Raw genomic sequence first — 21,020 nt, forward strand, 5'->3', positions numbered from 1 at the left:
GGGGTTCCGTTGCCGCTCCGGCCGGAAGGCCGGAGTATCCACGGAAGGACTCCGATGACTGGCTCACGCATCCTCTCCGTTGGGCACTACCAGCCCAGCCGGATCCTCACCAACGACGATCTGTCCAACATGGTCGACACCAGCGACGAATGGATCCAGTCCCGGGTCGGGATCCAGACCCGGCACATCGCCGAGCCGGGCGAGACCGTCGACGAGATGGCGGCGCACGCCGCCCGCAAGGCACTCGCCCAGAGCGGCCTGTCCCCTGCCGACATCGACTACGTCTCGGTCGCCACCTGCACCGCCATCGACCGGTCGCCGAACATGGCCGCCCGGGTCGCCGCCCGCCTCGGGCTCGGCCACCCGGCGGTCATCGACGTCAACGTCGCCTGCACCGGGTTCACCTACGCGCTGGCCGCAACCGATCACGCGGTACGTGCCGGCGCGGCTCGCAACGCGATCGTCGTCGGAGTGGAGAAACTGTCCGACTTCGCCGACTGGACCGACCGTACGACGTGTGTGCTGGTCGGCGACGGCGCTGGAGCGGTGGTAGTGACCGCCGCCGACCAGCCCGGGATTGGTCCGGTCGTCTGGGGCTCGGTCCCGGAGATGTCCGACGCGGTACGGATCGAGGGGCGGTCCGGCACCTTCCAGCAGGCCGGCCAAGCGGTCTACCGGTGGGCGACGACGATGCTGCCGACCATCGCCCGGCAGGTCTGCGAACGGGCGGGGGTGGCCCCGGCAGACCTCGCCGCGATCGTGCCGCACCAGGCGAACCTGCGCATCATCAGATCGCTCGCGGAACGGATCGGCGCACCGGACGCGATCGTGGCCGAGGACGTCGTCGAGTCCGGCAACACCTCCGCCGGCAGCATTCCGATCGCGATGTCGAAGCTGGTGATGCGCGGCGACATACCGTCCGGCGCACCGATCCTGCTGTTCGGCTTCGGCGGCGGCCTGTCCTACGGAGGTCAGGTCGTCCGCTGCCCGTGACCGTCGGCTGTCACCGCCGGCACCGGCCACCGTCGACCGCCGCCATCACGGCGCCTCGAGCAACCGGGCCAGCTGCCGGGCCAACGCCCGGACCGTGGTGTTCTCGAAGGTCACGGAGAGCGGCAGCCGCAGCCCGGTGGCCAGGGTCAGCCGGTTGCCGAGCTCGACCGTGGTGAGCGAGTCGAACCCGACATCCCACAGTTCGCGGTCGACGCCGACCGCCTCCGGTGTGCCGTGTCCCAGTACCTCGGCGACATGCTGCTGGACCAGCCCGACGAGATGTTCCTCCCGTTGCCGGGGAGCCAGCCCGGCGAGCGTCGCCCGTACGTCGTCCGGTTGACCGGCCGCCACCTCCGCCGGGTCCCCGGCCAGCCGCCCGGACCGCTGCCGAGCGGACTGACCGACGGCCGACGGCCCGGTCTCCGGCAGCAGGCGGGCCAGCCCGGTCCGCCGGTGCCCCGGTGGCTGCGGATACCGCCGTACCGGCACCAGCACCGGTTCGGGTCGACGGACTGCCTCATCGAACAGCGCCAGCCCCTGCTCCGCCGACAGGGCCGCCAGCCCGGCGCGTTCCATCCGGCGCAGATCCGTCGGGGACAGCGCGGCACCCATGCCCGAGCCGAGCCCCCACAGCCCCCAGGCAAGTGACAGCGTCCGCCGACCGGCCCGGTGCCAGCGGTACGCGAGCGCGTCCAGGGCCGCGTTCGCGGCGGCGTAGTTGGCCTGACCGGCACCGCCGGTCAGGCCGATCACCGAGGAGAACAGCACGAGATCCGCGTCCGGCGCCCCGTCGGGCAGCAGCTCGGCCAAGCGTACCGCAACGTCTACCTTGGACCGCAGGACCCGGTCCAGCCGACGCGGGGTGAGCAGGTTGACCGTGCCGTCGTCGACAACGCCGGCGGCGTGCACCACCGCCCGTACCGGCCGGTCCGGCGGCACCTCGGCCAGCAGCCGACGGACCGCCATCGGATCAATCACGTCGCAGGCGACGGCGCGCACCTCGGCACCGGTGGCGGCCAACCGGGCCACCAGCTCGGCGACACCCGGAGCGTCCGGGCCGCGCCGGCTCACCAGCACCAGATGCCGTACGGCGTGCCGGTCCACGAGATGCCCGGCGAGCAGCGAACCGACCGCACCGGTCCCGCCGGTCAACAGCACGGTGCCGGTGGACCAGCGGACCGGGTCGACCGCCCGGTCGACGGCGCCGGCCGGCTGTTCCTCCGTCAGGCGTGGCACCGGTTCCAGCCCGGGCAGCAGCCGGCGACCCGACCGTACCGCCTGCTCCGGCTCGCCGGACGCGACCGCGTCGGCGAGCGCCTCGGCGAGGGCCCCCGGGCTGTCGTCACCGTCGTCCACATCCACCAGGAGGAACCGGTCCGGGTACTCGGCCCGCACGCCGCGCAGTACGCCCCATACGGCGGCCCCGGCCGGGTCCGCGTCGTCGCCCGGCTCGGTGGCGACAGCCCCACGGGTGACCACCACCAGCCGGCTGTCGTCCAGCGACTCGTCCGCGATCCAGCTCTGCACCAGGGCGACGATCCGCTGCGCGCTCGCCCGGACCGAGGCGGCCAGCCGCCGTTCGCCGTCGCCGTCGTCGACGCCGCAGACCAGGACCACCTCGGGTGGGTTCGCGCCGGCCCGCAACTCGTCGTCGAGTTCGTGCAGCGACGCGTGCGCGTGCAACTGCAGCCGGCTCTTCACCGCCCCGGTAAGCCCGAGATAGTCGGCACCGAGCAGGCTCCACCGGCCGCTGACCGCCGGGGCGACGGACGGCGACGCCGACCGCCAGACCGGCCGCAGCAGCACCGGCCGGGCCGGCTCCCCGGGCGCGGCGAGCGTCCCGGCGGCGACCGGGCGGAAGATCACCGACGCCACAGTAAGCACCGGCCGACCGGCTCCGTCGGCGAGCAGCAGCGACCAGGTCAGCGGGGCCAGCCGCCGACCGTACAGGCGCAGCCGACCGGTCGTGGCGGCAAGCTGGCGTACGCCGTGCCAGGCGAACGGCAGCGGCGTGCCGCTGGACGCCTCGGCCGTCAGTACGGCCTGCAGCGCACCGTCCAAGACAGCCGGGTGGACGCCGTATCCGCTGTCTGCTGGATCGTCGTCGAGTTCGCCGGACAGTTCGTCGCCGTCGATCCGGAGCCTCCGGACGACCCGGAAGCGTGGGCCGTAGTCGAAGCCGCGGCCAGCTAGGTCGACGTACATTTGTCCGATGTCGACCGGTTGGCTGCCGGTCGGGGCGGTCGGGGCGGTCGGGGCGGTCGGGGCGGCGTCCGCCGCCGGGTCGCCCAGCAGCGCGCTGGCGTGCCGGGTCCACCGCCCGCCCGGGTCCGCCGCTGGCCGGGAATGCACCGTCAACCGTCGCCGGCCGTCCGCCCCGGCAGCCCGCAGCACCAGACGGACCTCGGCCGCGCCGGGCGCCACCAGCAGCGGCGACTCCAGCACGAGCTCCGCCACCGCCCCGGCGCCGAACCGACCGGCCAGCCGAAGAGCCCACTCGACGAACACCGCGCCGGGCACCAGCACCGCCCCGTCCACCACGTGGTCGGCCAACCACGGCTGCTCGGTCGGACCGAGCCGCGCGGTCGCCACCACGTCACCGGTGTCGGGCAGTTCGACGACGGCACCGAGCAGTGGATGCCCGGTCGGTTCCAGATCGGTGCTGCGGCCCCCGGCTGGCCCGGTCGACGGCTCCAGCCAGTACCGCCGCCCCTGGAACGGGTAGGTCGGCAGGGCCACCGGCCGGCGTACCGGACCATCCGGCGGCACCACCGGCCGCAGGGTGGCGCCGGCACAGTACATCCGGGCCACGGCGATGGCGGGGCCACCCGCCCCGCTGACGTCACCGATCGCCGCCGGCAACACCAGCGGCGGCGGGTCCCCGGCGCCGGCCGGGAATCGCCCGGCGGGTGCCGATCCCGCGACGAGCTCCAGGTAGCGGCGGATCCCGTCGTCGGTTAGCCGCTGCAGACCGGCGGCCACGTCGACTGGCCGGTGGCCGTACCGCAGCCAGTGCCCGGCAGTCGTGATCACCTCGGCCGGGACCGGCGCCCCGGTGAGCGGAGAGACCACCGGCAATCGCGGGGCGGCGAAGGTGAGTGAGCCGAGGACCTCGGCGTAGTCGGCCGGGACGGCGGCACCCCCCGTCGGGTCCGTCGTCGGTGTCGCGTCGGCCGGCCGGGTCAGGTCGCTCAGTGCCATGGCCAACCGGCAGGCGTCGGACAGCGCCAGCACGCCTGCGGCGTGGGCGGCGGCCACCTCGCCGACCCCTTCGCCGAACAGCACGTCCGGCTGCAGGCCGAGATCGGTCACCAGCTGGTGGGCGGCCAGCGACCCGGCGAACAGGACGGCGTCGGCGACCCGGTGCCGGCCGCCGACCGGACACGGATCCGGGTCCCCGGTCAGGATCGTCAGCAGCGGGCCGGGCAGGTACGGGTCGAGGTGTCCGGCCACCTGGCGCAACGCTTCGGCGAACACCCGGTGCCGGCGGGCGAGCCCGGCCACCGTGGCGCGGATGGACGCGAGCCGGGCTGTCTCATCCGCAGGAAGCGGGCCGGGGAACAGGAACGCGGTGCCACCAGGGACGGCGGTGCCCTGGACCAGCCCAGGCGCCGGCTCGCCGTACCGCAGTGCGGCCAGCGACCGCAGCAACTCCTCCCGGTCGTCCCCGACCACCACCGCCCGACAGGACAGCGATGCCCGGCCGGTGACCAGCGCGTGTCCGACGTCCGCCGGGTCGTCCCCGGCTCCGGTGCCGGCTCCGGCGACCGATGCGGCGAGCCGGTCGTGCAGGCGACCGGCCAGCTCCGCCAGCGCCTGCGGGGTCCGGGCGGAGAGCGGCCAGAGGACCATACCGGCCAGCGGCGCGGCCGGCGCCGTTGCCGCCCGTGCCGGCCCGGGTTCATCGGTCGGCGCCTCCTGGAGGATCACGTGGGCGTTGGTGCCGCTGATGCCGAACGAGGACACCCCCGCCCTTCGCGGCCGCGCCCCCGGCGGCCACGGCACGGGCTCAGTGAGCAGCCGGACGGTGCCGGCCGACCAGTCCACCAGCGGCGTGGGTTCGTCGAGGTGCGGCGTGACCGGCAGCATCCCGTACCGCATCGCCAGGATCATCTTCAATACGCCGCCGATGCCCGCCGCCGCCTGGCTGTGCCCGACGTTCGCCTTCAACGAGCCGAGCCGCACCGGCCGGTCCGGATCCCGTCCGGCGTGTACGGCGAGCAGAGCGGTCGCTTCGACGGGGTCACCGAGCCGGGTGCCGGTGCCGTGGGCCTCGACCGCGTCGATGTCGTCCGGCCGCAGCCCGGCGGCGGCCAGCGCGCCGCGGACCACCCGTTCCTGAGCCGGACCGTGCGGGGCGGTCAGACCGTTGCTGGCTCCGTCCTGGTTGACCGCCGACCCGACCAGCAGGGCGAGCACCGGGTGACCGAGCCGCCGGGCCCGGGACAGCGGTTCGAGCAGGACCAGCCCGACGCCTTCGCTCCAGGCGGTGCCGTCGGCACCGGCGGCGAACGCCCGGCACCTCCCGTCCGGCGACAGTCCCCGCTGCTGGCTGAACTCCAGGAACATGCCGGGGGTAGACATCACCGCCACGCCGCCGGCAAGAGCCAGCGGGCATTCGCCGGCCCGCACCGCCCGCGCCGCCTGGTGCAGTGCGACCAGCGACGACGAGCACGCGGTGTCCACCGTGACCGCCGGCCCGTCGAAGCCGAGCACGTAGGACAGTCGACCGGACAGCAGGCTGGCCGAGGTGCCGGTCAGCAGATGGCCGCGCACCTGGTCCGGCGCCTCGTGCAGCCGGGGTCCGTAGTCCCCGGCGGTCGCACCGACGAACACACCGACCCGCTCGCCGCGCAGCATCGTCGGATCGATGCCGGCGCTTTCCAGCGTCTCCCAGCCGACCTCCAGCAGCAGCCGCTGCTGCGGATCCATAGCCAGCGCCTCACGCGGGCTGATGCCGAAGAAGTCGGCGTCGAACCGGTCCGCCCGGGTGAGGAACCCGCCGCGCCGGGTGTAGGTCCGGCCGGGCCGGCCGGGCGTCGGATCGTACAGTCGGTCCACGTCCCAGCCCCGGTCGGTGGGAAAGTCGCCGGTCACGTCGGCCCCGTCGACGAGGATCCGCCACAGCTCGTCCGGCGACTCGGCGTCACCCGGGTAGCGGCAGGCCATCCCGACGATGGCCAACGGCTCGTCGACCGCGGCGTCCGTGCCGCCGAGCCGGTCGGGGTTCGGACCGGCGGCGTCCGTGCCGCCGAGCCGGTCGGCGAGGTGTCGGGCCAGCCGCTGCGGCGTCGGATGGTCGTAGATCAGGCTCGATGCCAGGGGCAGGCCGGTCTCGGCGGCCAGTCGGTCGCGTAGCTGCTCACCCCCGAGCGAGTCCAGGCCGAGTTCCCGGAACGGCAGTTCGGGGTCGACGCCGGCCGGATCCGGGTGGCCGAGCACGGTGGCGGCGTGCCGCCGTACGGCGGCCAGCGTGGCCGACAGGCCACCCAGGCCGACCGGCAACGGTCGCGGGGCGCACGGCGGATTCGCCGCCGGCCGGGAGGCGGCCGGCGACGTGACCACCGGCCGTTGGGCGGTCGGCGGGTTCACCGCCGGCGGGTTGATGGCCGGCAGCCAGTGGCGTTCCCGCTGGTACGGGTAGCTCGGCAGGCGGATCCGCCGACCCCGACCAACGGCCGGGGCCTCGGGCCAGTCGACCGGGTCGCCAGCGACGTGGCGGTGGGCGAGCCGCACCGGTTCGGCGTACCCGCCGCTCGGTGCGGTGCCGGGAGCCACCGTGCCGGCTGCCGGGCTGGCGGCCGCGACCGCGGCCAACCCGGCGAGCAGCTCACCACGGTCGGCGGCGACCACCGCGGCCCGTACCGGCAGCACCGTACGGGTGGTCGCCAGCGAGCACGCGACGTCGCGTGGGTCAACCTCCGGATGGCCGACCAGGTAGCGGTGCAGCCGGTCGGCCTGCGCCCGCAGCGCCGCGTCGGACCGGGCGCTGAGCGGGCAGACCACGGCCGGGCCGACGGCCGCTCGTGGCGGCGGCGCAGCTGGCAGCGGCACCCCGGCCAGGACGAGATGGCAGTTGGTGCCACCGATACCGAAGGAGCTGACGCCGGCCAGCGGCAGTCGCTCCGGCACCGGCCACGGCCCGTACTCCGGCTGCACCCGCAGACCGAGGTCGGCCAGCGGCAGCCGGCCGGCGCCCGGGTCGTCCCCGTCATCGGCCCGGCCCGCGCTCGCGCCCGTCGCCGGGCCGGTGCCGGTGCGGCCTGGATGGGCGGGCAGACCACGGTAGCGGATGCTGAGCGCGGTCTTGACCAGCCCGGCGATGCCGGCCGCACCTTCGAGGTGCCCGATGTTGGCCTTCACCGAGCCGACCCGCGCCGGCTGGTCGGCGGGCCTGTCTAGGCCGACCACCGCGCCGAGGGCGGTCGCCTCCACCCGGTCGCCCCGCCGGGTGCCGGTGCCGTGCAGCTCGACGTACTGCACGTCGGCCGGCGACACGCCGGCCCGTCGGTACGCCCGCCGCAGCACCGCCTCCTGGCCGGAGACGGCGGGAACCGCCGGATCCGCGTCGTCGCCGTCGTTGTTGGTCGCTCCGCCGAGCACGACGCAGTAGATGTCGTCGCCGTCCGCCTCGGCCAGCCGCAGCGGCTTGAGCACGACCAGCCCGCCGCCCTCGCCGCGGCGGAACCCGTCGGCGGCGGTGTCGAACGGGACGCTGGCGCCGCTGCGGGACAGCACGCCGAACCGGGCGGCAGCCAGCCAGCCGTCGGGGGCCAGGTTGAGATGCACCCCGCCGGCGAGAGCGAGATCGACATCTCCGGCCCACAGCTGTTCGCAGGCGAGGTGCACGGCGAGCAGTGACGAACACTGGCCGGCGTCGACGGTCAGGCTCGGGCCGGTCAGGCCGAGCAGGCGGGACACCCGGTTGGCGATCAGCCCTCGTTGCAGGCCGGTGAAGGTGTGCCGGTCGACCGCCGCCGGCCCGGCCCGGTGCACCAGGGCCGCGTAGTCGTCGGCGATCGCCCCGACGAACACCCCGGCCCGCCGACCGGCCCACCGCTGCCGTGGCTGGCCGCTGTCCTCCAGCGCCTCCCAGGCCAGCTCCAGCATCAGCCGGTGCTGCGGGTCCAGGGCGGCGGCCTCCCGCGGCGAGATGCCGAAGAACGCCGCGTCGAACCGGTCGACCCCGGTCAGGAAGCCGCCCTGCGGGTCGGTGCCGACGTCGGCCGGCGGCAGCGCGTCCGGCGGCCAGTCGCGGCGGCGTTCCTCGGGTACCCCGCTGAACGCGGTGCCGCCGCGCCGCAGCAGGGCCCAGAATTCGGCGATGCCGTCGGCGCCGGGCAGCCGGCAGGACATTCCGACGACGGCGATCGGCGCAGGCGGCGCGGCGGACGGGTCATTGTGGGGTATCACGGTTTCCTCGACTGGTGAGAAAGTCCAGCACGGTGGAGATCACCGTCTGGTCACGCAGGATGCGCCGGTGGCCGAGCCCTTCGGTGATCACCAGCCGGGCCGTGGGGTAGGCGGCGGCCAGCCGGTGCGCGTGCCGCACGGCGATCTCCCGGTCGACGGAGTCGTGCATCACGAGCAGCGGCACGTCGATCTCCTCCGGCCGGTGCACCGGCGAGAACAGTTGCCAGATGTCGGTCAGCGGCGCGAAGAGCCGCTCGGTCCGCAACTGGAGCTGCCGCGAAATCCCCGGTCGCAGCGACAGCCGTTCGCAGAACGCCAGTCGCAGCGCGTCGAAGTCGCTCATCGCACCGATGGTGACCAGCCGGCCGGTCTTCACCCCGCACCGGACCGCGTAGTAGGCGCACAGGCCGCCGAACGAGTGCGCCACGATCGAGTGGAACGGCCCGTGCTGTCCGTGCAGCCGCTCGATGATCCGCCGGTGGTCCAGGATGGTGACGCCGGTGCCGGCCGAGTCACCGTGCCCCGGCGCGTCGTACGCCAGCACGCTGAGCCCGGCGTCGAGCAGCGGCGGCACGAACGCGGCGAACGACGCGGCCCGCGCCTCGAAGCCGTGCACGAACAGGACGGTCCGCTGCCCGTCACCCCAGTGGTAGGTCCGCACCCGCTGCCTGTCGAGGTCGATCGCGCCGACCGTCGCGGCAGCCAGCACCGGCTGTTCACCCGGCCGCACCGACGCGCGGCGGACCGGCCGGGTGAACAACCGGAACGCGACCCGGCCGGCCAGCGCGGGTGACAGGTACGACAGGCTGTTGAGACCTTTGCTGACCAGTACGGACATCGGCGCTCCCAATAGTGGACCGGGCGGTTAGTTGACCTGCCGGGCCATGTCGCTCCAGAACCGGTCGCGCAGGGCCCGCCGTAGTATCTTCCCGCTGGGATTGCGCGGAAGCACGTCTATCTCCTCGTAGCTTGTCGGGATCTTGAACGAACCGATTTCGCCGCGCAGAAAAAGCATCAGTTCCCGTGGCTTGGCATGCAGTTCCGGCCGGAACACCACGAAGGCGTGCACCGCCTCACCCCACTGCTCGTGCGGCACTCCCACCACCGCCGCTTCCAGCACGGCCGGGTGCCGGGCCAGGGCGCTCTCCACCTCGGCCGGGTAGACGTTCTCCCCGGCGACGATGATGGTGTCCTTGATCCGGTCGCAGATGTAGATGAAGCCGTCCGGGTCGACGTATCCGGCGTCGCCGGTGTGGATCCATCCGTCCACCAGGGTCCGCGCGGTCGCCTCCGGCAACTGCCAGTACTCCACCATCCGAGCCGGGGTACGCAGGCAGATCTCGCCAATTTCACCGGTCGGCAGCGGCCGGCCCGCACCGTCGATCACTTTGACCTCGATGCCCGGGTATGGCCGGCCGGCGGCACGCGGCCGGGGATCGGCGCCGACGTGCGCCTCCGGTGGCAGACACACCGCCGTGTTGCCGGTCTCGGTGAGTCCGTAGATCTGCGCGAAGTCGCAGCCGATCTCGTCGACGCACTGCTTGAGCAGCGTTTCGGAGATCGGCGAGCCGCCGTAGACCACTTTGCGTAGCGAGGCCAGTCGGGACACGTCCAGACCCGGTTCGGACAGCATCATCTGCAGCATCGCGGGCACCACACAGGCGGTGGTGACCCGGTGGCGTTCGATCGCCGTTATCGCGTCCGAGCTGACGAACATCCGCAACGCGACCAGGGTGGCCCCGGCGGCGAACCCCTGAGTCGCCCACCACAGGCCGCCGATGTGGAAACCGGGGATCCCGATCAGGGCCACGTCGTCGTCACGCCAGTCGATCCAGTTCAGGCCGGCACCGGCCAGCGCGTCCCGGACCGCGAAGAAGCTGCGTTGGGCCAGCACGACGCCCTTGGGCAGCCCGGTGGTGCCGCTGGTGTAGAGCTGCGCCACCGGGATCTCCGGACCGCCACCGCCGAGATCCTCGCCAACACCGGCCGCGCTGACGTCGACGGCGGCGGAACCGGTACCGCCGACGGCGAAGGCGCGCAGGCCGGCACCGCGCCCGCCCGGCCCGTCGAGCCGTACGGTCAGCGGCGCCGGCTCCAGCTCGGCGGTCACCCGGGCGGCCTGCTCGGCGAACTCGTCCTCGACGAACAGGATCCCGGTCCGGGAGTCGGTGAGGATGTGGCTCACCTCCCCGGGAGCCAGCCGCCAGTTGATCGGAACCAGCACCGTGCCGGACTTCGCCGCAGCGAACAGGATCTCGTAGTAGTGTTCCGACTCCTTGCCCAGGTACGCCAGCCGGGCACCGGGTGGCAGGCCGGCGGCCCGCACCGCGCGGGCAATCCGGCTGCTCGCCTCATCCAGCTCCCGGTAGGTGATCCGGCGGTCCTCGCACCGTACCGCCGGATGGTCCGGCCGGGCGGCGGCGTGGAACGACACGACGTCCTGCAGGGTCTGCAACTGCGGATGGTACGCGGACATGGCTGGCGTTCCTTCCTGTTCGGTCAGGCCCACGTGTACGACTCCGGCCAGTAGGACCGGCCGGTGACCGGTCCGGCGGGCAGCCCAGCCCGGGCCGGTGCCTGCGGCACCGCCTCCATGACCACGTGGGCGTTGGTGCCGGTGAAGCCGAACGAACTCACCCCGGCGAGCCGGCGCTCCCCCGCCGGCCACGGCGTCCGCTTGCGTGGTACGTCGAGATGGAGCCGTTCCCAGGCGATGTCCGGATCCGGGGCGTCGAAGTCCGGCTGGCCGGGCAGTTCGCCGTGGCTGAGCGCGAGCGCCGTCTTGAGCAGGCTCGCCGCGCCGGAAGCCGTCTCCAGGTAGCCGAGGTTGGCCTTGCTGGAGCCGATCAGCAGCGGCGGCGCCCCGGCCCCGTCCCGGCGGTACGCCTGCGCCGTCGCTTCCGCCTCAATCACCCCGCCCACCTTGGCGCCACTGGCCTGCGCCTCGACGTACCCCACCTGGTGCGGGTCCACGTCAGCGTCGCGCAGCGCCAGTTCGATGACGGTGCGCTGGCCGGCCGCGGCCATCGCGGTCATCGTCGGCCGCCGACCGTGCTGGTGGACCGCGCTGCCACGGATCACCGCGTACGGCTGATCGCCGTCGGCGCGGGCGTCCGGTGCCCGTTTGAGCACCAGTACCGCGCAGCCCTCGCCTCGGACGTGCCCGTCGGCGTCGGCGGCGAACGGCCGGCACCGGCCGGTCGGCGAGAGCATCCCGGCCTGATCGAAGACCACCGTGGTGAACGGCGCCAGCTGAAGGTGGCAGACGGCGACCAACGCGACGTCGCACTCATCGCGCCGCAGCGCCGAACTGGCCAGGTGCACGGCGGTCAGCGCCGAGGAGCAGGCGGTGTCGGTGGTCAGCATCGGCCCGGTGAGGCCGAGGCCGACCGCGACGCGGGCGGCGGTGGCGCTCAGCGCCGCGCCGGTGCCCATGTACGGGGACAGCCCGTCCGCTCCGACCCCGTTGCGCAGCAACGAATAGTGGTACTCGACGGTGCTGACCGCGGCGAACACCCCGGTCCGGGTCTGCGCCGATGGTGTCACCCCGGCGTCGCGCAGGGCCTGGTCGGCACAGGTCACCAACAGCCGCTGCTGCGGATCGAGATAGCGTGCCTCGTCGTCGGTGACGCCGAACCGTTCCGGCTCGAACAGGTCGACGTCGGCCACGTACACCCCTCGGGCCAGCAGCTCGGCGTGCGGGGCGAGGTCGGGCGCGGCCAGGTTCCACCTCGGCCGGCCGGTGCTCAACCGGGGCGCACCGGCGCGTTCCGCCGGAACCTGCCGGCCGGCCAGCAGCGCCTGCCACAGCCCCGACGGGTCGTTGATCGCGCCGGGGAACCGGCAGGCGGTGCCGACCACCGCGATGCCCTGCGTCTCGCGGGCCCGCTGCCGGGCGGCCAGCAGCACGAGCTGCTGTCTGGACAGTTGCTGAAGGGAGGCTATGTAGTCACGCACCGCGGTCAGCCCTCCTGCAGGACGGCGAGTTGCGCGGCGACGTCGTCGTCGCTGAGCGCGGCCACGCCGTCGTCTGGGCGCCGCGGGTCGACCGCCGAACCATCACCGGCCTGCGGTCCGCCGGCAAGCAGACCGTCCAGGTACGCGACAAGCTGGTCCACCGATGGATGGTCGAAGACCATGCCGGTGGGCAGCGCGACGCCGAGCAGTGACTCCAGCACGTTCTTCAGCTCGACAGCGGCCAGTGAGTCCAGTCCGAGCTCGGCGAACCGGGTGTCCGGGCCGATGTCGTCCGCGCCGTCGAAATGCAGTGCGGTGGCAAGCCGGCTACGGACCAGCAGGCTGAGCGCGGCGATCCGTTCCGAGCGGGGCAGCCCGACGACCTGGTCGACCTGGAAGCCGGTGTCGGCCTCGGTGGCGCCCCGGGCGACCCGCTCGTACAGCGGGTTCGGCAGCGGCCGGCTGCCGGCCAGCCGGTCGAAGTCGAACTCGCCGACCATCACCGGCGTGGTCGGCGCGGTCAGCAGGCGGGCCAGCGCCCCGGTGCCCTGCGCCGGGCGGAGGAATCGCATGCCCTGCGCCTCGATGCCGCGGGCCAGTCGCGCGTCCAGCCCGGCCGCCATGCCGACCTCGCCCCACGGCCCCCAGTTGATGCTCGTCCCCGGTCGGCCCTGACGGCCGCGCAGGTCCATCAGGGCGTCGATGAACGCGTTGCCGGCGGCGTAGTTGGCCTGGGCTGCGCTGCCGAGCACCGAGGCGACGGACGAGTAGCCGATGAAAAAGTCCAGCTCCGGTTCGGCCTCGAAGGTGTGGTGCAGCAGCCAGCTGCCGTACACCTTGGGGCCGAACACGGTGGCCACGTCGGACCAGGTCATCCGGGCCACCGGCCGGTCGACGAGGACACCGGCGGCGTGCAGGATCCCGCCGACCGGGTGCCGCGCTGCGCGCAGTGCGGCGGCCAGCCGGCTCACGTCGGCCGGGTCGGCCAGGTCGCACCGGTGCGCGGTCAGCCGCGCCCGCCCGCCGAGCCGTTCGGCGAGCTCGGCCAGTTCGGCGTCGGGCACCTCGCGGCGGCCGACCAGCGCCAGGTGCCGGGCACCGAGCGCGATCAGCTTGCGGGCGGTGAGCAGGCCGAGCGCGCCGAACCCGCCGGTGATCAGGTACGTGCGGTCCGGCCGGACCGGGCCGTGCGCCGGGGCCGGCGGTCGTGGCCCGGGCAGGACGAGCACCAGTTTGCCGACGTTGCCGCCCCGGCTGAGCAGGCTGAACGCCTCCTCGACCTCGTCCAGCTCGTACCGGGTGGTGGGCAGCGGTCGCAGTTCGCCCCGGGCCAGCCGGTCGGCGAGGTCGGTGAGGATGCCGTGGTTGATCTGGCGCAGCCGCTCCGGGGCGAACTCGCTCAGGTCGAAGTGGTGGTACGCCACGTCGGGCCGTACCGCCCGGACCTGTTCGGCGGTCCACGCACCGAGCTTGCCGAGCTCGACGAACCGCCCGCCCGCGGCGAGGACCCGGATGCCCTCCGGGATGTACTCCTTGTTCAGGCTGTTCAGCACGATGTCGACGCCGGCCCCGCCGGTGGCGGCCAGCACCTCGTCAGCGAAGTCGAGGGTGCGGGAATTGAAAACGGCCACCGCACCCTGGCCGTGCAACAGGTCGTGCTTGTGCGGGCTGGCCGTCGCGTACACCTGCGCACCGGCGAGCCGGGCAAGCTGCATCGCGGCCTGCCCGACACCGCCGGCCGCGGCGTGGATCAGCACCCGGTCACCGGCTTTCATCCCGGCTAGTTCGTGCAGCGCGTAGTGCGCGGTGACGTACGCGGTCGGGATCCCCGCCGCTTCGGCGTAGTCCAGGTTGTCCGGCTTGCCGACGGCCAGCTCCGACGACACGGTGACCCGGCGACGCAGGCAGCCGAGGTGACTGATCATCACCGCGTCACCGACCGCGAACCGTGCCTGCGGTCCGGCCGCGACGACGGTGCCGGCGCCTTCGAAGCCGAGCGGCAGCGGCTGGTACGGCGTACCGGTGGTGTCGGCGTGCTGGCGGAGCAGACCGAGTGCGTTCAGCACGTCCTTGAAGTTGAGGCCGGCGGCGTGCATCCGTACCTGGATCTCGTCGCCGACCGGGGCGGGGTCGTCGGTGGGCACCATCCGCAGACCGGCGAGCCCCTCGGACTCCCGGGCGGCGAGTTCGGTGTTTCCGTCGCCGGGCATATCTGCCGGTACCGGCAGGATCCGGCGAACGTGCCGTCCGCCGGCCCGGTACGCGACCTGATACTCGTCGGATCCGGCGAGCAGTTCGTCGAGCAGGGCCGGTCCGGCCGGGGCGTCCGGCGGCAGGTCCAGCAGGGTCACCCGGTACGCGGGGTGTTCTGTCCACAGCGACAGCCCGAACCCCCACACGGTGGCGGCGGGCAACTGCCGGTCGGTCACCGGGTCGTCGGGCAGTTGCTGCGCGCCGCTGGTCACCAGCCACAACCGCTGGTCACGTCCGAAGCCGGCCCGGTCCAGCCCGGCCAGCAGGTGCAGCAGGCCGGACAGGTTGTGTTCGGTTTCCCGGCGCAACCGGTCGAGGTCCAGCGGGCCGTCCTCGGCCTGCCAGAACCAGCAGACGTCGGTCGGCTGCTCGGCGAGTATCGCGACGGCCCGGTCGGCGTCCGGGGCCACGGTGACCGTCACCCCGGCCGGCACAGTACGGCCGTCTCCCGGCGCGGCGCCGACGGCAGGTGCGACGCCCTCGTCTGGTCCGGCGGCGCCGACGAGCAGGATCCGCCGGTCGACCTCGGTCGGCCGGCGGGGCAACGACCGCTTCAGCCACCGGGCCTGGTGGAACAGGCCGCGCGCGTCGTCGCGGGTCCGGGTGACGCGACGAAACGCCAGTCCACGGACGACGAACACCGGCTGGTCGCCGTCGAACATGGCCAGGTCGGCGGTGAACTCGCCGTCGCGGGCCTGCTCCACGCCGGTACGGCGGACCAGCCCGCGCAGCCGCTCGCCCTTGGGTTTGCGCAGCAGCCGCAGCGACCGAAACCGCACCGGCAGGTACGTCTGTCCGTCGTCGATCAGCGGACCGAGCGACTGGATCACGTTGTCGAGTACGGCCGGCGGCAAATGGTCCAGCGCACCCGTGTCCCAGCCCTGGATGGCCGAGACCGCGGTCGCCTCGTCCAGCCGACCGATCGACTCGATCCGCTGGAACGACGGGCCGTACTCCAGGCCCAGCTCGGCGTACTCGGCGTAGAGGTCGGCGCCGGGCCGGTCGGCCGCCGGGTAGCCGGCGGCGGCGTGCACCTCGGCCATCCGCGAGCCGGCCTCGACCAGTTCGTCGGATGGCGGGCCGGCGGCGGCGATGGTGGCGGTGGCGTGGCAGCGTCGTAGGCCGTGGTCGGCAGCGCTCGGCTCGGTGCTGACGATCTCCACCGTGGCACCGCCGGTCGGCTCGCCGCGCAGCCGCAGCCGCAGCTCGACCGGGCGTTCGTGGTCGAGCAGCAGCGGCTCGCGGATGTCGACGTCGAGCAACGGCCGGCTGGTCTCGCCGTACACCGCGTCCTGCGCGGCCAGCAGCATCTCCACGTATCCGGCGGCCGGGAACACCGGCTGACCGAGGATCACATGGTCGGCCAGGTACGCCGGCTGGTCCGGTCCGATCCGGGTGGCGAACTCGCGGATTCCGGCGGCCCGCTGATCCGGGGTCGACACCTCAGGGCCGAGCAGCGGCGGATGGGCCCGGGCCGGCTCCGTTGGGGTCGCCGCCCGCAGGTGCCGTTCACCGGTGATCGGCAGCCAGTAGCGGCGCCGGTCGAAGCCGTACGTCGGCAGGTCGGTCCGCTGACCGGGCGCGCCCCGGCGGACCTGCGCCCAGGCGACCGGCAGGCCGGCGGCGTATCCGGCGGCCACCGCGCCGAGCAGCGTCTCACCGGTGTCGTCTGCGGCGCGCATACTGGGCAGCCAGACGTGGTCGGCGGCCCGGCGCACCCCGCGTCGGCCCAGGCCGATCAGGGTCGGTGCTGGTCCGACCTCAACGAAGGTGTGCGTCCCGCGCTGCTCGATGGCCCGGATTCCGGCGGCGAACCGGACCGGTTCGGCGATGTGCCGGACCCAGTAGTCGGCCGTGGTCAGGGCGGCGTGGTCGGCCACCTCGCCGGTCAGGTTGGAGATCAGCGGCAGCGACAGCGGACCGAACCGGATGTCGGCGATGGCGTCGCGGAACTCCTCGGCCACCTCTGCCATCAGCGGCGAGTGGAACGCGTGCGACACCGGCAGCGCGCGGACCGAGATGCCCCGCTCGGCCAGGGCGGCGGTGAGCTTGGTGAGGGATTCCCGACCACCGGACACCACGCACTGGTCGGGTGCGTTGAAGGCGGCGAAGCCAAGATCCGGATGACTGGTCAGCAGGTCGGCGACCTCTTCGGCCGGCCGGGACACCGACACCATGCCGCCGGGCGCGGTGACCGCCTGCATCAGCCGGGCCCGGACCGCCACCAGCCGGACCGCGTCCGGCAGGCTGAACAGGCCGGCCACGGTGGCTGCGACGATCTCGCCGACGCTGTGCCCGATCAGGATGTCCGGCTGCACGCCCCAGGAGCGCCAGAGTCCGGCGGCGGCGTATTCCAGGGCGAACAGCGCCGGTTGGGTGTAGCGGGTCTCGTGCAGCTCGGCCGGATCCTTGCCGTGCCCGGCGATGACCTCCAGGATGGACCGGTCGAGGTACGGCGCGAACAGCTCGTCGCACTCGTGCAGCAGCCCGGCGAAGAGCGGGAACCGCGCGGCCAGCGCGGTTCCCATGCCGACGTACTGGGAACCCTGGCCGGTGAACAGGAACGCGACGTTCCCCGGGCGTGGCTGCTCCCGGCCACCGTCGGCACCGCCGGCGGCAGACAGCCACCGGTCGATCCGGCCAGCCAGATCCGGCCGGTCGTGTACCACGGCGGCCAGCCTGACCGGGAAGTGTGCCCGGCCGGTGGTCGCGGTGTGACAGATGTCGGCGAGCAGCTGCTCCGGGTGGGCGGCGAGGTGGTCGCGGTAGCGTTCCAGCTGGTTGCGCAGCGCCCGGTCGCTGCGGGCGGAGATCGCGAAGACCTGCGGCGGGCCGGCCGCCAGCTCCGGTTCGGTGGCCGCAACGGGTGGTGCCTGCTCCAGCACGGCCGAGGCGATCGTGCCGGCGAAACCGAACGAGTTGACCACCCCTCGGCGGGCGCCGGCCGGCCACTGCCGCAACCCGTCCGGCACGGTGACCGGGGCGTCCTGCCACGGAATGTGTCGGGACGGCCGGTCCAGGTGCAGGTGCGGGTAGATCTCGTCGTGATGCAGCTGCAGCGCGGTCTTGATCACGCCGGCGATCCCGGCGGCGGCCTCGGCGTGCCCGATGTTGGTCTTCAACGAGCCCACCACCAGCGGATCGGCCCGCAGCCCGTCGGCGAACACGGCACGGATCGCGCCCATCTCGATCGGGTCGCCCAACGAGGTGCCGGTGCCGTGCGCCTCGATGTAGCCGATGTCCGCCGGTTCGACCATGGCGGCGGCCAGCGCGGACCGGATGACCATTTCCTGCGCGGACCCGTTGGGCACGGTCAAGCCGCCGCTCTCGCCGTCCTGGCGCACCGCCGACCCGCGTACCAGCGCCAGCACCCGGTCGCCGTCGCGGCGCGCGTCGGACAGCCGTTTGAGGACCACCATCCCGCAAGCCTCGCTACGGCTGTAGCCGTCGGCACCGTCGTCGAACGTCTTGCACAAGCCGTCCGGGGAGAGCATGCCGGCCTGGGTGAAGACGATGTGGTTGCGCGGATGGTGGATCGAGTTCACCCCGCCGACCAGAGCGATGCCGCATTCGCGGCGGCGCAGCCCGGTCACCGCCAGGTGCAGGGCGACCAGCGACGCCGAGCAGGCGGTGTCGACCGCCAGGCTCGGTCCGCGCCAGCCGAGGAAGTACGACAGCCGTCCGGGTACGACGCTGTGCGCGGTGCCGGTTCCGACGTACCCGTCGAGTTCCTCGTACCGCAGCGCCTCGACCTCCAACGTGTAATCGACGCAGCTGACACCGACGTACACGCCGCCGTCACCGCCGCGCAGCCCGGTCGGGTCGATGCCGGCGTGCTCCAGTGCCTCCCACCCCGTCTCCAGCACCAGCCGCTGCTGCGGGTCCATGTACTGGGCCTCTTTGGGGGAGATGTTGAAGAACCGGGGATCGAACTGGTCGTACCCTGACACGAAGCCGCCGGCCCGGGTCCGGACCTTGCCGGGTCCGCCTTCGGCGGAGCTGTACGCGTCGACGTCCCAGCGGTCCGCCGGGATGGGAACCGTGCCGGAGCCGCCGCGGCGTAGGAATTCGGCGAACCCGGCCGGGGTGTCGTTGTCGCCGGGCATCCGCAGCCCGATGCCGACGATCGCGATCGGCTCGTACTTCTCCAACAGCAGCTCGCGTAGCAGCGCCTGCTGGTCGGTTGCCGACCGGAAATCAGTCTGCACAGCGGCCGCCGGTCGATCCGGCGGCGCGCCGGCACCGGCGGGACCGTCGGGGTCGGCGAACAGCTCCGGCAGGTCGACGACCAGGTTGTCCAACAGGTCCGCCACGGTGGGATGGCTGAACAGCGAGACGGCCTCCACCGCCCGGCCGAGACGCCGTTCCAGACGCTGCTTGATCTCGGTGACGCCGAGCGAGGTCAGGCCCAGCTCGAAGTAGTTGGCGTCGACCGGCAACTCGTCGTCGGCGGACATCAGCAGGGTGGTACGGAATTCGGCGAGCACCTCGGCGCGCAGCACCGCCCAACGTTCGAAGGGCGGTACGGCACGCAGCCGCTCGACCAGGTCTGCAGCCACGGGGTTCCTCCGCGTCATTGTCCGGTCGGGGGTGGATTGGCGATGGCGACCCGGACTTCGCCGGAACAGGTGCCGCCGCGCTCGTCCCAGTAACGGCACCGGGTGTGCAGCACCAGCAGCGGATCCCGTAGGTCGCTCCCGCCCCATTCGGCGATCTCGACGATCTCCAGCTCGCCGGAGAACCGCCGCCCACGCATCGCCCGCCGGAACGTGCTCTGGAAGTTGGTGATGAGGAAGTCGGCGAGCTGCCGCTGCCAGTAGTCGTCCATGGTCCAGTGTGTGAACGGGCGGACAGCCTTGTCCCGCACCGCCTTGGCGACCGTGTAGTAGAGCATCTGGTTGTAGCAGATGTTGAACTCGACCGAGTTGAAGTGGCCGGTGTCGTCGATGTAGCACGACTCCGGGATCTCGAACCCGCAGTTGGCCGTCAGCAGCCCGCCGTCGACCGGCTCACCGTGCACGGTGAGCTCGGCCGACAGCAGGTACTTGCAGTTCGGCCGGTACGGCCGCAGCACCAGCGCGAGCAACTCCGGATCGTTCGGGTACGCGGCCGCGGCGGCGGGTACGCGGTGACTGGTCTGCACGTGGTCTCCGGTCGTGGCGAATGTGGATCAGACGGTGACCGGCAGCGACCGGGGCACCCGGATCAACCAGGAGGGACGCCACTCGATCTGCTCCGTCGGCGCCGCGCAGGTCAGGTTCGGGAAGCGCCGGACCAGCTCGCCGAGGGCGATGCGCAGTTCGTGCCGGGCGAGTTCCTTGCCCGGGCAGTGGTGCGGGCCGCGGCCGAATCCGAGCTGCTGAATCTGCTCGCGGTCGAGGACGATCTCGTCGGGATCGTCGTAGCGCAGCGGGTCCCGGTTGGCCGCGCCCAGCGAGATGATCACGGTATCGCCGGCGGGGATGTTGGTGCCGGCGATGGTCACGTCCTCGAGAGCGAACCGGCGGATACCGCTGTGGGTCGACCCGTCGAAACGCATCAGTTCCTCGACGCCGTTGACGATCAGCCCGGGGTCGTTGCGCAGCTCCTCGGCCTTGTCCGGGTAGTTGATCAAGGCGAGGGTGGAGGCGCCGATCTGCCCCACGGTGGTGTCGTATCCGCCGAGCAGCAGGAAGAACGTCATCCCGGTCATCTCCTGCTCGGTGAGCGGCTCACCCTCGGTGTCCTTTGCGTTGAGCCAGTAGGAGATGAGATCGTCGGCGGGCTCCCGCTTCTTGAGCTCGATCAGTTCCAGCACGAACTGGAGCAACTGGCCGGCGGCGGCCCGGCCGGCGGCGGGATCGTCGCCGAGCATGGCGTCGCTCCACTCCCGGAAGTTGGCCCGGTTCCGCTCCGGTACCCCGAGGATGTCGCTGGTCATGGTGATCGGCAGTGGGGCGGCGAGGCCGGACATGATGTCCCCGCCGCCGTTGCGCTCGAACTCGTCCAGCAGGTCGTCGACGACCTGCTGGATACGCGGCACCATCGCCTCGACCCGTTTGGGGGTGAAGGCGAAGTTCATGAAGCGTCGGAGCCGGGTGTGGATGTCCCCGTCCTCCATGTGCAGGTTGCCGAACCGGACGACCTCGGGTAGCAGATCGTTCTCGTACTCCGGTCCGGCGTGCCGGCGATTACGCACCAGCCGGCGGTCCTTGAGCGCCTCACTGGCCTCCTCGTAGCGGGTGATCAGCCAGATCTTGCTGTTGTCCGGCAGGCAGACCCGGTGGACCGGACCCTCGCTGTGCAGTCCCCGGTAGACGGGGTACGGATCGGTGTGGAAGTCGGAGTCGAACGGTGACGGCAGGTTGTGCACCGGACAGCGGGAAACCATGGCGGCCTTTCGTTCGGGAAAGCCGGTCGTTCGG

At 72.9% G+C, this 21,020-nt stretch carries 8 protein-coding genes; 1 reads left to right on the forward strand and 7 read right to left on the reverse strand.

The window, feature by feature from the left end; translation table 11 throughout:
- Positions 1-54 precede the first annotated feature (54 nt).
- Positions 55-993, forward strand: a complete 939-nt coding sequence (locus ACFHWU_RS23120; RefSeq protein ID WP_416556657.1) for a beta-ketoacyl-ACP synthase III — start codon at positions 55-57, stop codon at positions 991-993.
- A gap of 45 nt (positions 994-1,038) precedes the next feature.
- On the opposite strand, the gene ACFHWU_RS23125 is transcribed toward ACFHWU_RS23120, so the two are convergent.
- Genes ACFHWU_RS23125 through ACFHWU_RS23155 form a run of 7 tightly spaced genes read right to left on the reverse strand, consistent with a single transcriptional unit; the run spans position 1,039 to position 20,986 of the window.
- Positions 1,039-8,406 carry an SDR family NAD(P)-dependent oxidoreductase gene (locus ACFHWU_RS23125; RefSeq protein ID WP_416591554.1) on the reverse strand — a complete coding sequence of 2,456 codons (7,368 nt, stop codon included), beginning with the start codon at positions 8,404-8,406 and terminating at the stop codon, positions 1,039-1,041.
- On the reverse strand, positions 8,390-9,244 hold the full coding sequence (locus tag ACFHWU_RS23130) for an alpha/beta fold hydrolase (protein ID WP_416568871.1): 855 nt from the start codon (positions 9,242-9,244) through the stop codon (positions 8,390-8,392). The genes ACFHWU_RS23125 and ACFHWU_RS23130 overlap by 17 nt, the downstream gene beginning before the upstream one ends.
- A 27-nt stretch (positions 9,245-9,271) precedes the next feature.
- Complete coding sequence (locus ACFHWU_RS23135; protein ID WP_416591555.1) at positions 9,272-10,882, reverse strand: long-chain-fatty-acid--CoA ligase; 1,611 nt, start codon at positions 10,880-10,882, stop codon at positions 9,272-9,274.
- 23 nt (positions 10,883-10,905) lie between these two features.
- Complete coding sequence (locus ACFHWU_RS23140) at positions 10,906-12,363, reverse strand: polyketide synthase (protein ID WP_416568869.1); 1,458 nt, start codon at positions 12,361-12,363, stop codon at positions 10,906-10,908.
- A gap of 5 nt (positions 12,364-12,368) precedes the next feature.
- A complete protein-coding gene (locus tag ACFHWU_RS23145; RefSeq protein ID WP_416591556.1) occupies positions 12,369-19,175 on the reverse strand; it encodes an SDR family NAD(P)-dependent oxidoreductase in 6,807 nt (2,268 codons plus the stop codon).
- 14 nt (positions 19,176-19,189) lie between these two features.
- Positions 19,190-19,759 carry an FcoT family thioesterase gene (locus tag ACFHWU_RS23150; RefSeq protein ID WP_416568867.1) on the reverse strand — a complete coding sequence of 190 codons (570 nt, stop codon included), beginning with the start codon at positions 19,757-19,759 and terminating at the stop codon, positions 19,190-19,192.
- A gap of 27 nt (positions 19,760-19,786) precedes the next feature.
- Positions 19,787-20,986 carry a cytochrome P450 family protein gene (locus ACFHWU_RS23155; RefSeq protein WP_416591557.1) on the reverse strand — a complete coding sequence of 400 codons (1,200 nt, stop codon included), beginning with the start codon at positions 20,984-20,986 and terminating at the stop codon, positions 19,787-19,789.
- Positions 20,987-21,020 lie beyond the last annotated feature (34 nt).

This window comes from Micromonospora sp. LOL_015 (assembly GCF_048060275.1).
Taxonomy (GTDB): domain Bacteria; phylum Actinomycetota; class Actinomycetes; order Mycobacteriales; family Micromonosporaceae; genus Micromonospora_E.

Excerpts from the sequence above, each read along its gene's own strand:
- ACFHWU_RS23135 (WP_416591555.1), bottom strand. The coding sequence starts at position 10,882 with ATGTCCGCGTACCATCCGCAGTTGCAGACCCTGCAGGACGTCGTGTCG.
- ACFHWU_RS23155 (WP_416591557.1), bottom strand. The coding sequence starts at position 20,986 with ATGGTTTCCCGCTGTCCGGTGCACAACCTGCCGTCACCGTTCGACTCC.
- ACFHWU_RS23120 (WP_416556657.1), top strand. The coding sequence starts at position 55 with ATGACTGGCTCACGCATCCTCTCCGTTGGGCACTACCAGCCCAGCCGG.
- ACFHWU_RS23130 (WP_416568871.1), bottom strand. The coding sequence starts at position 9,244 with ATGTCCGTACTGGTCAGCAAAGGTCTCAACAGCCTGTCGTACCTGTCA.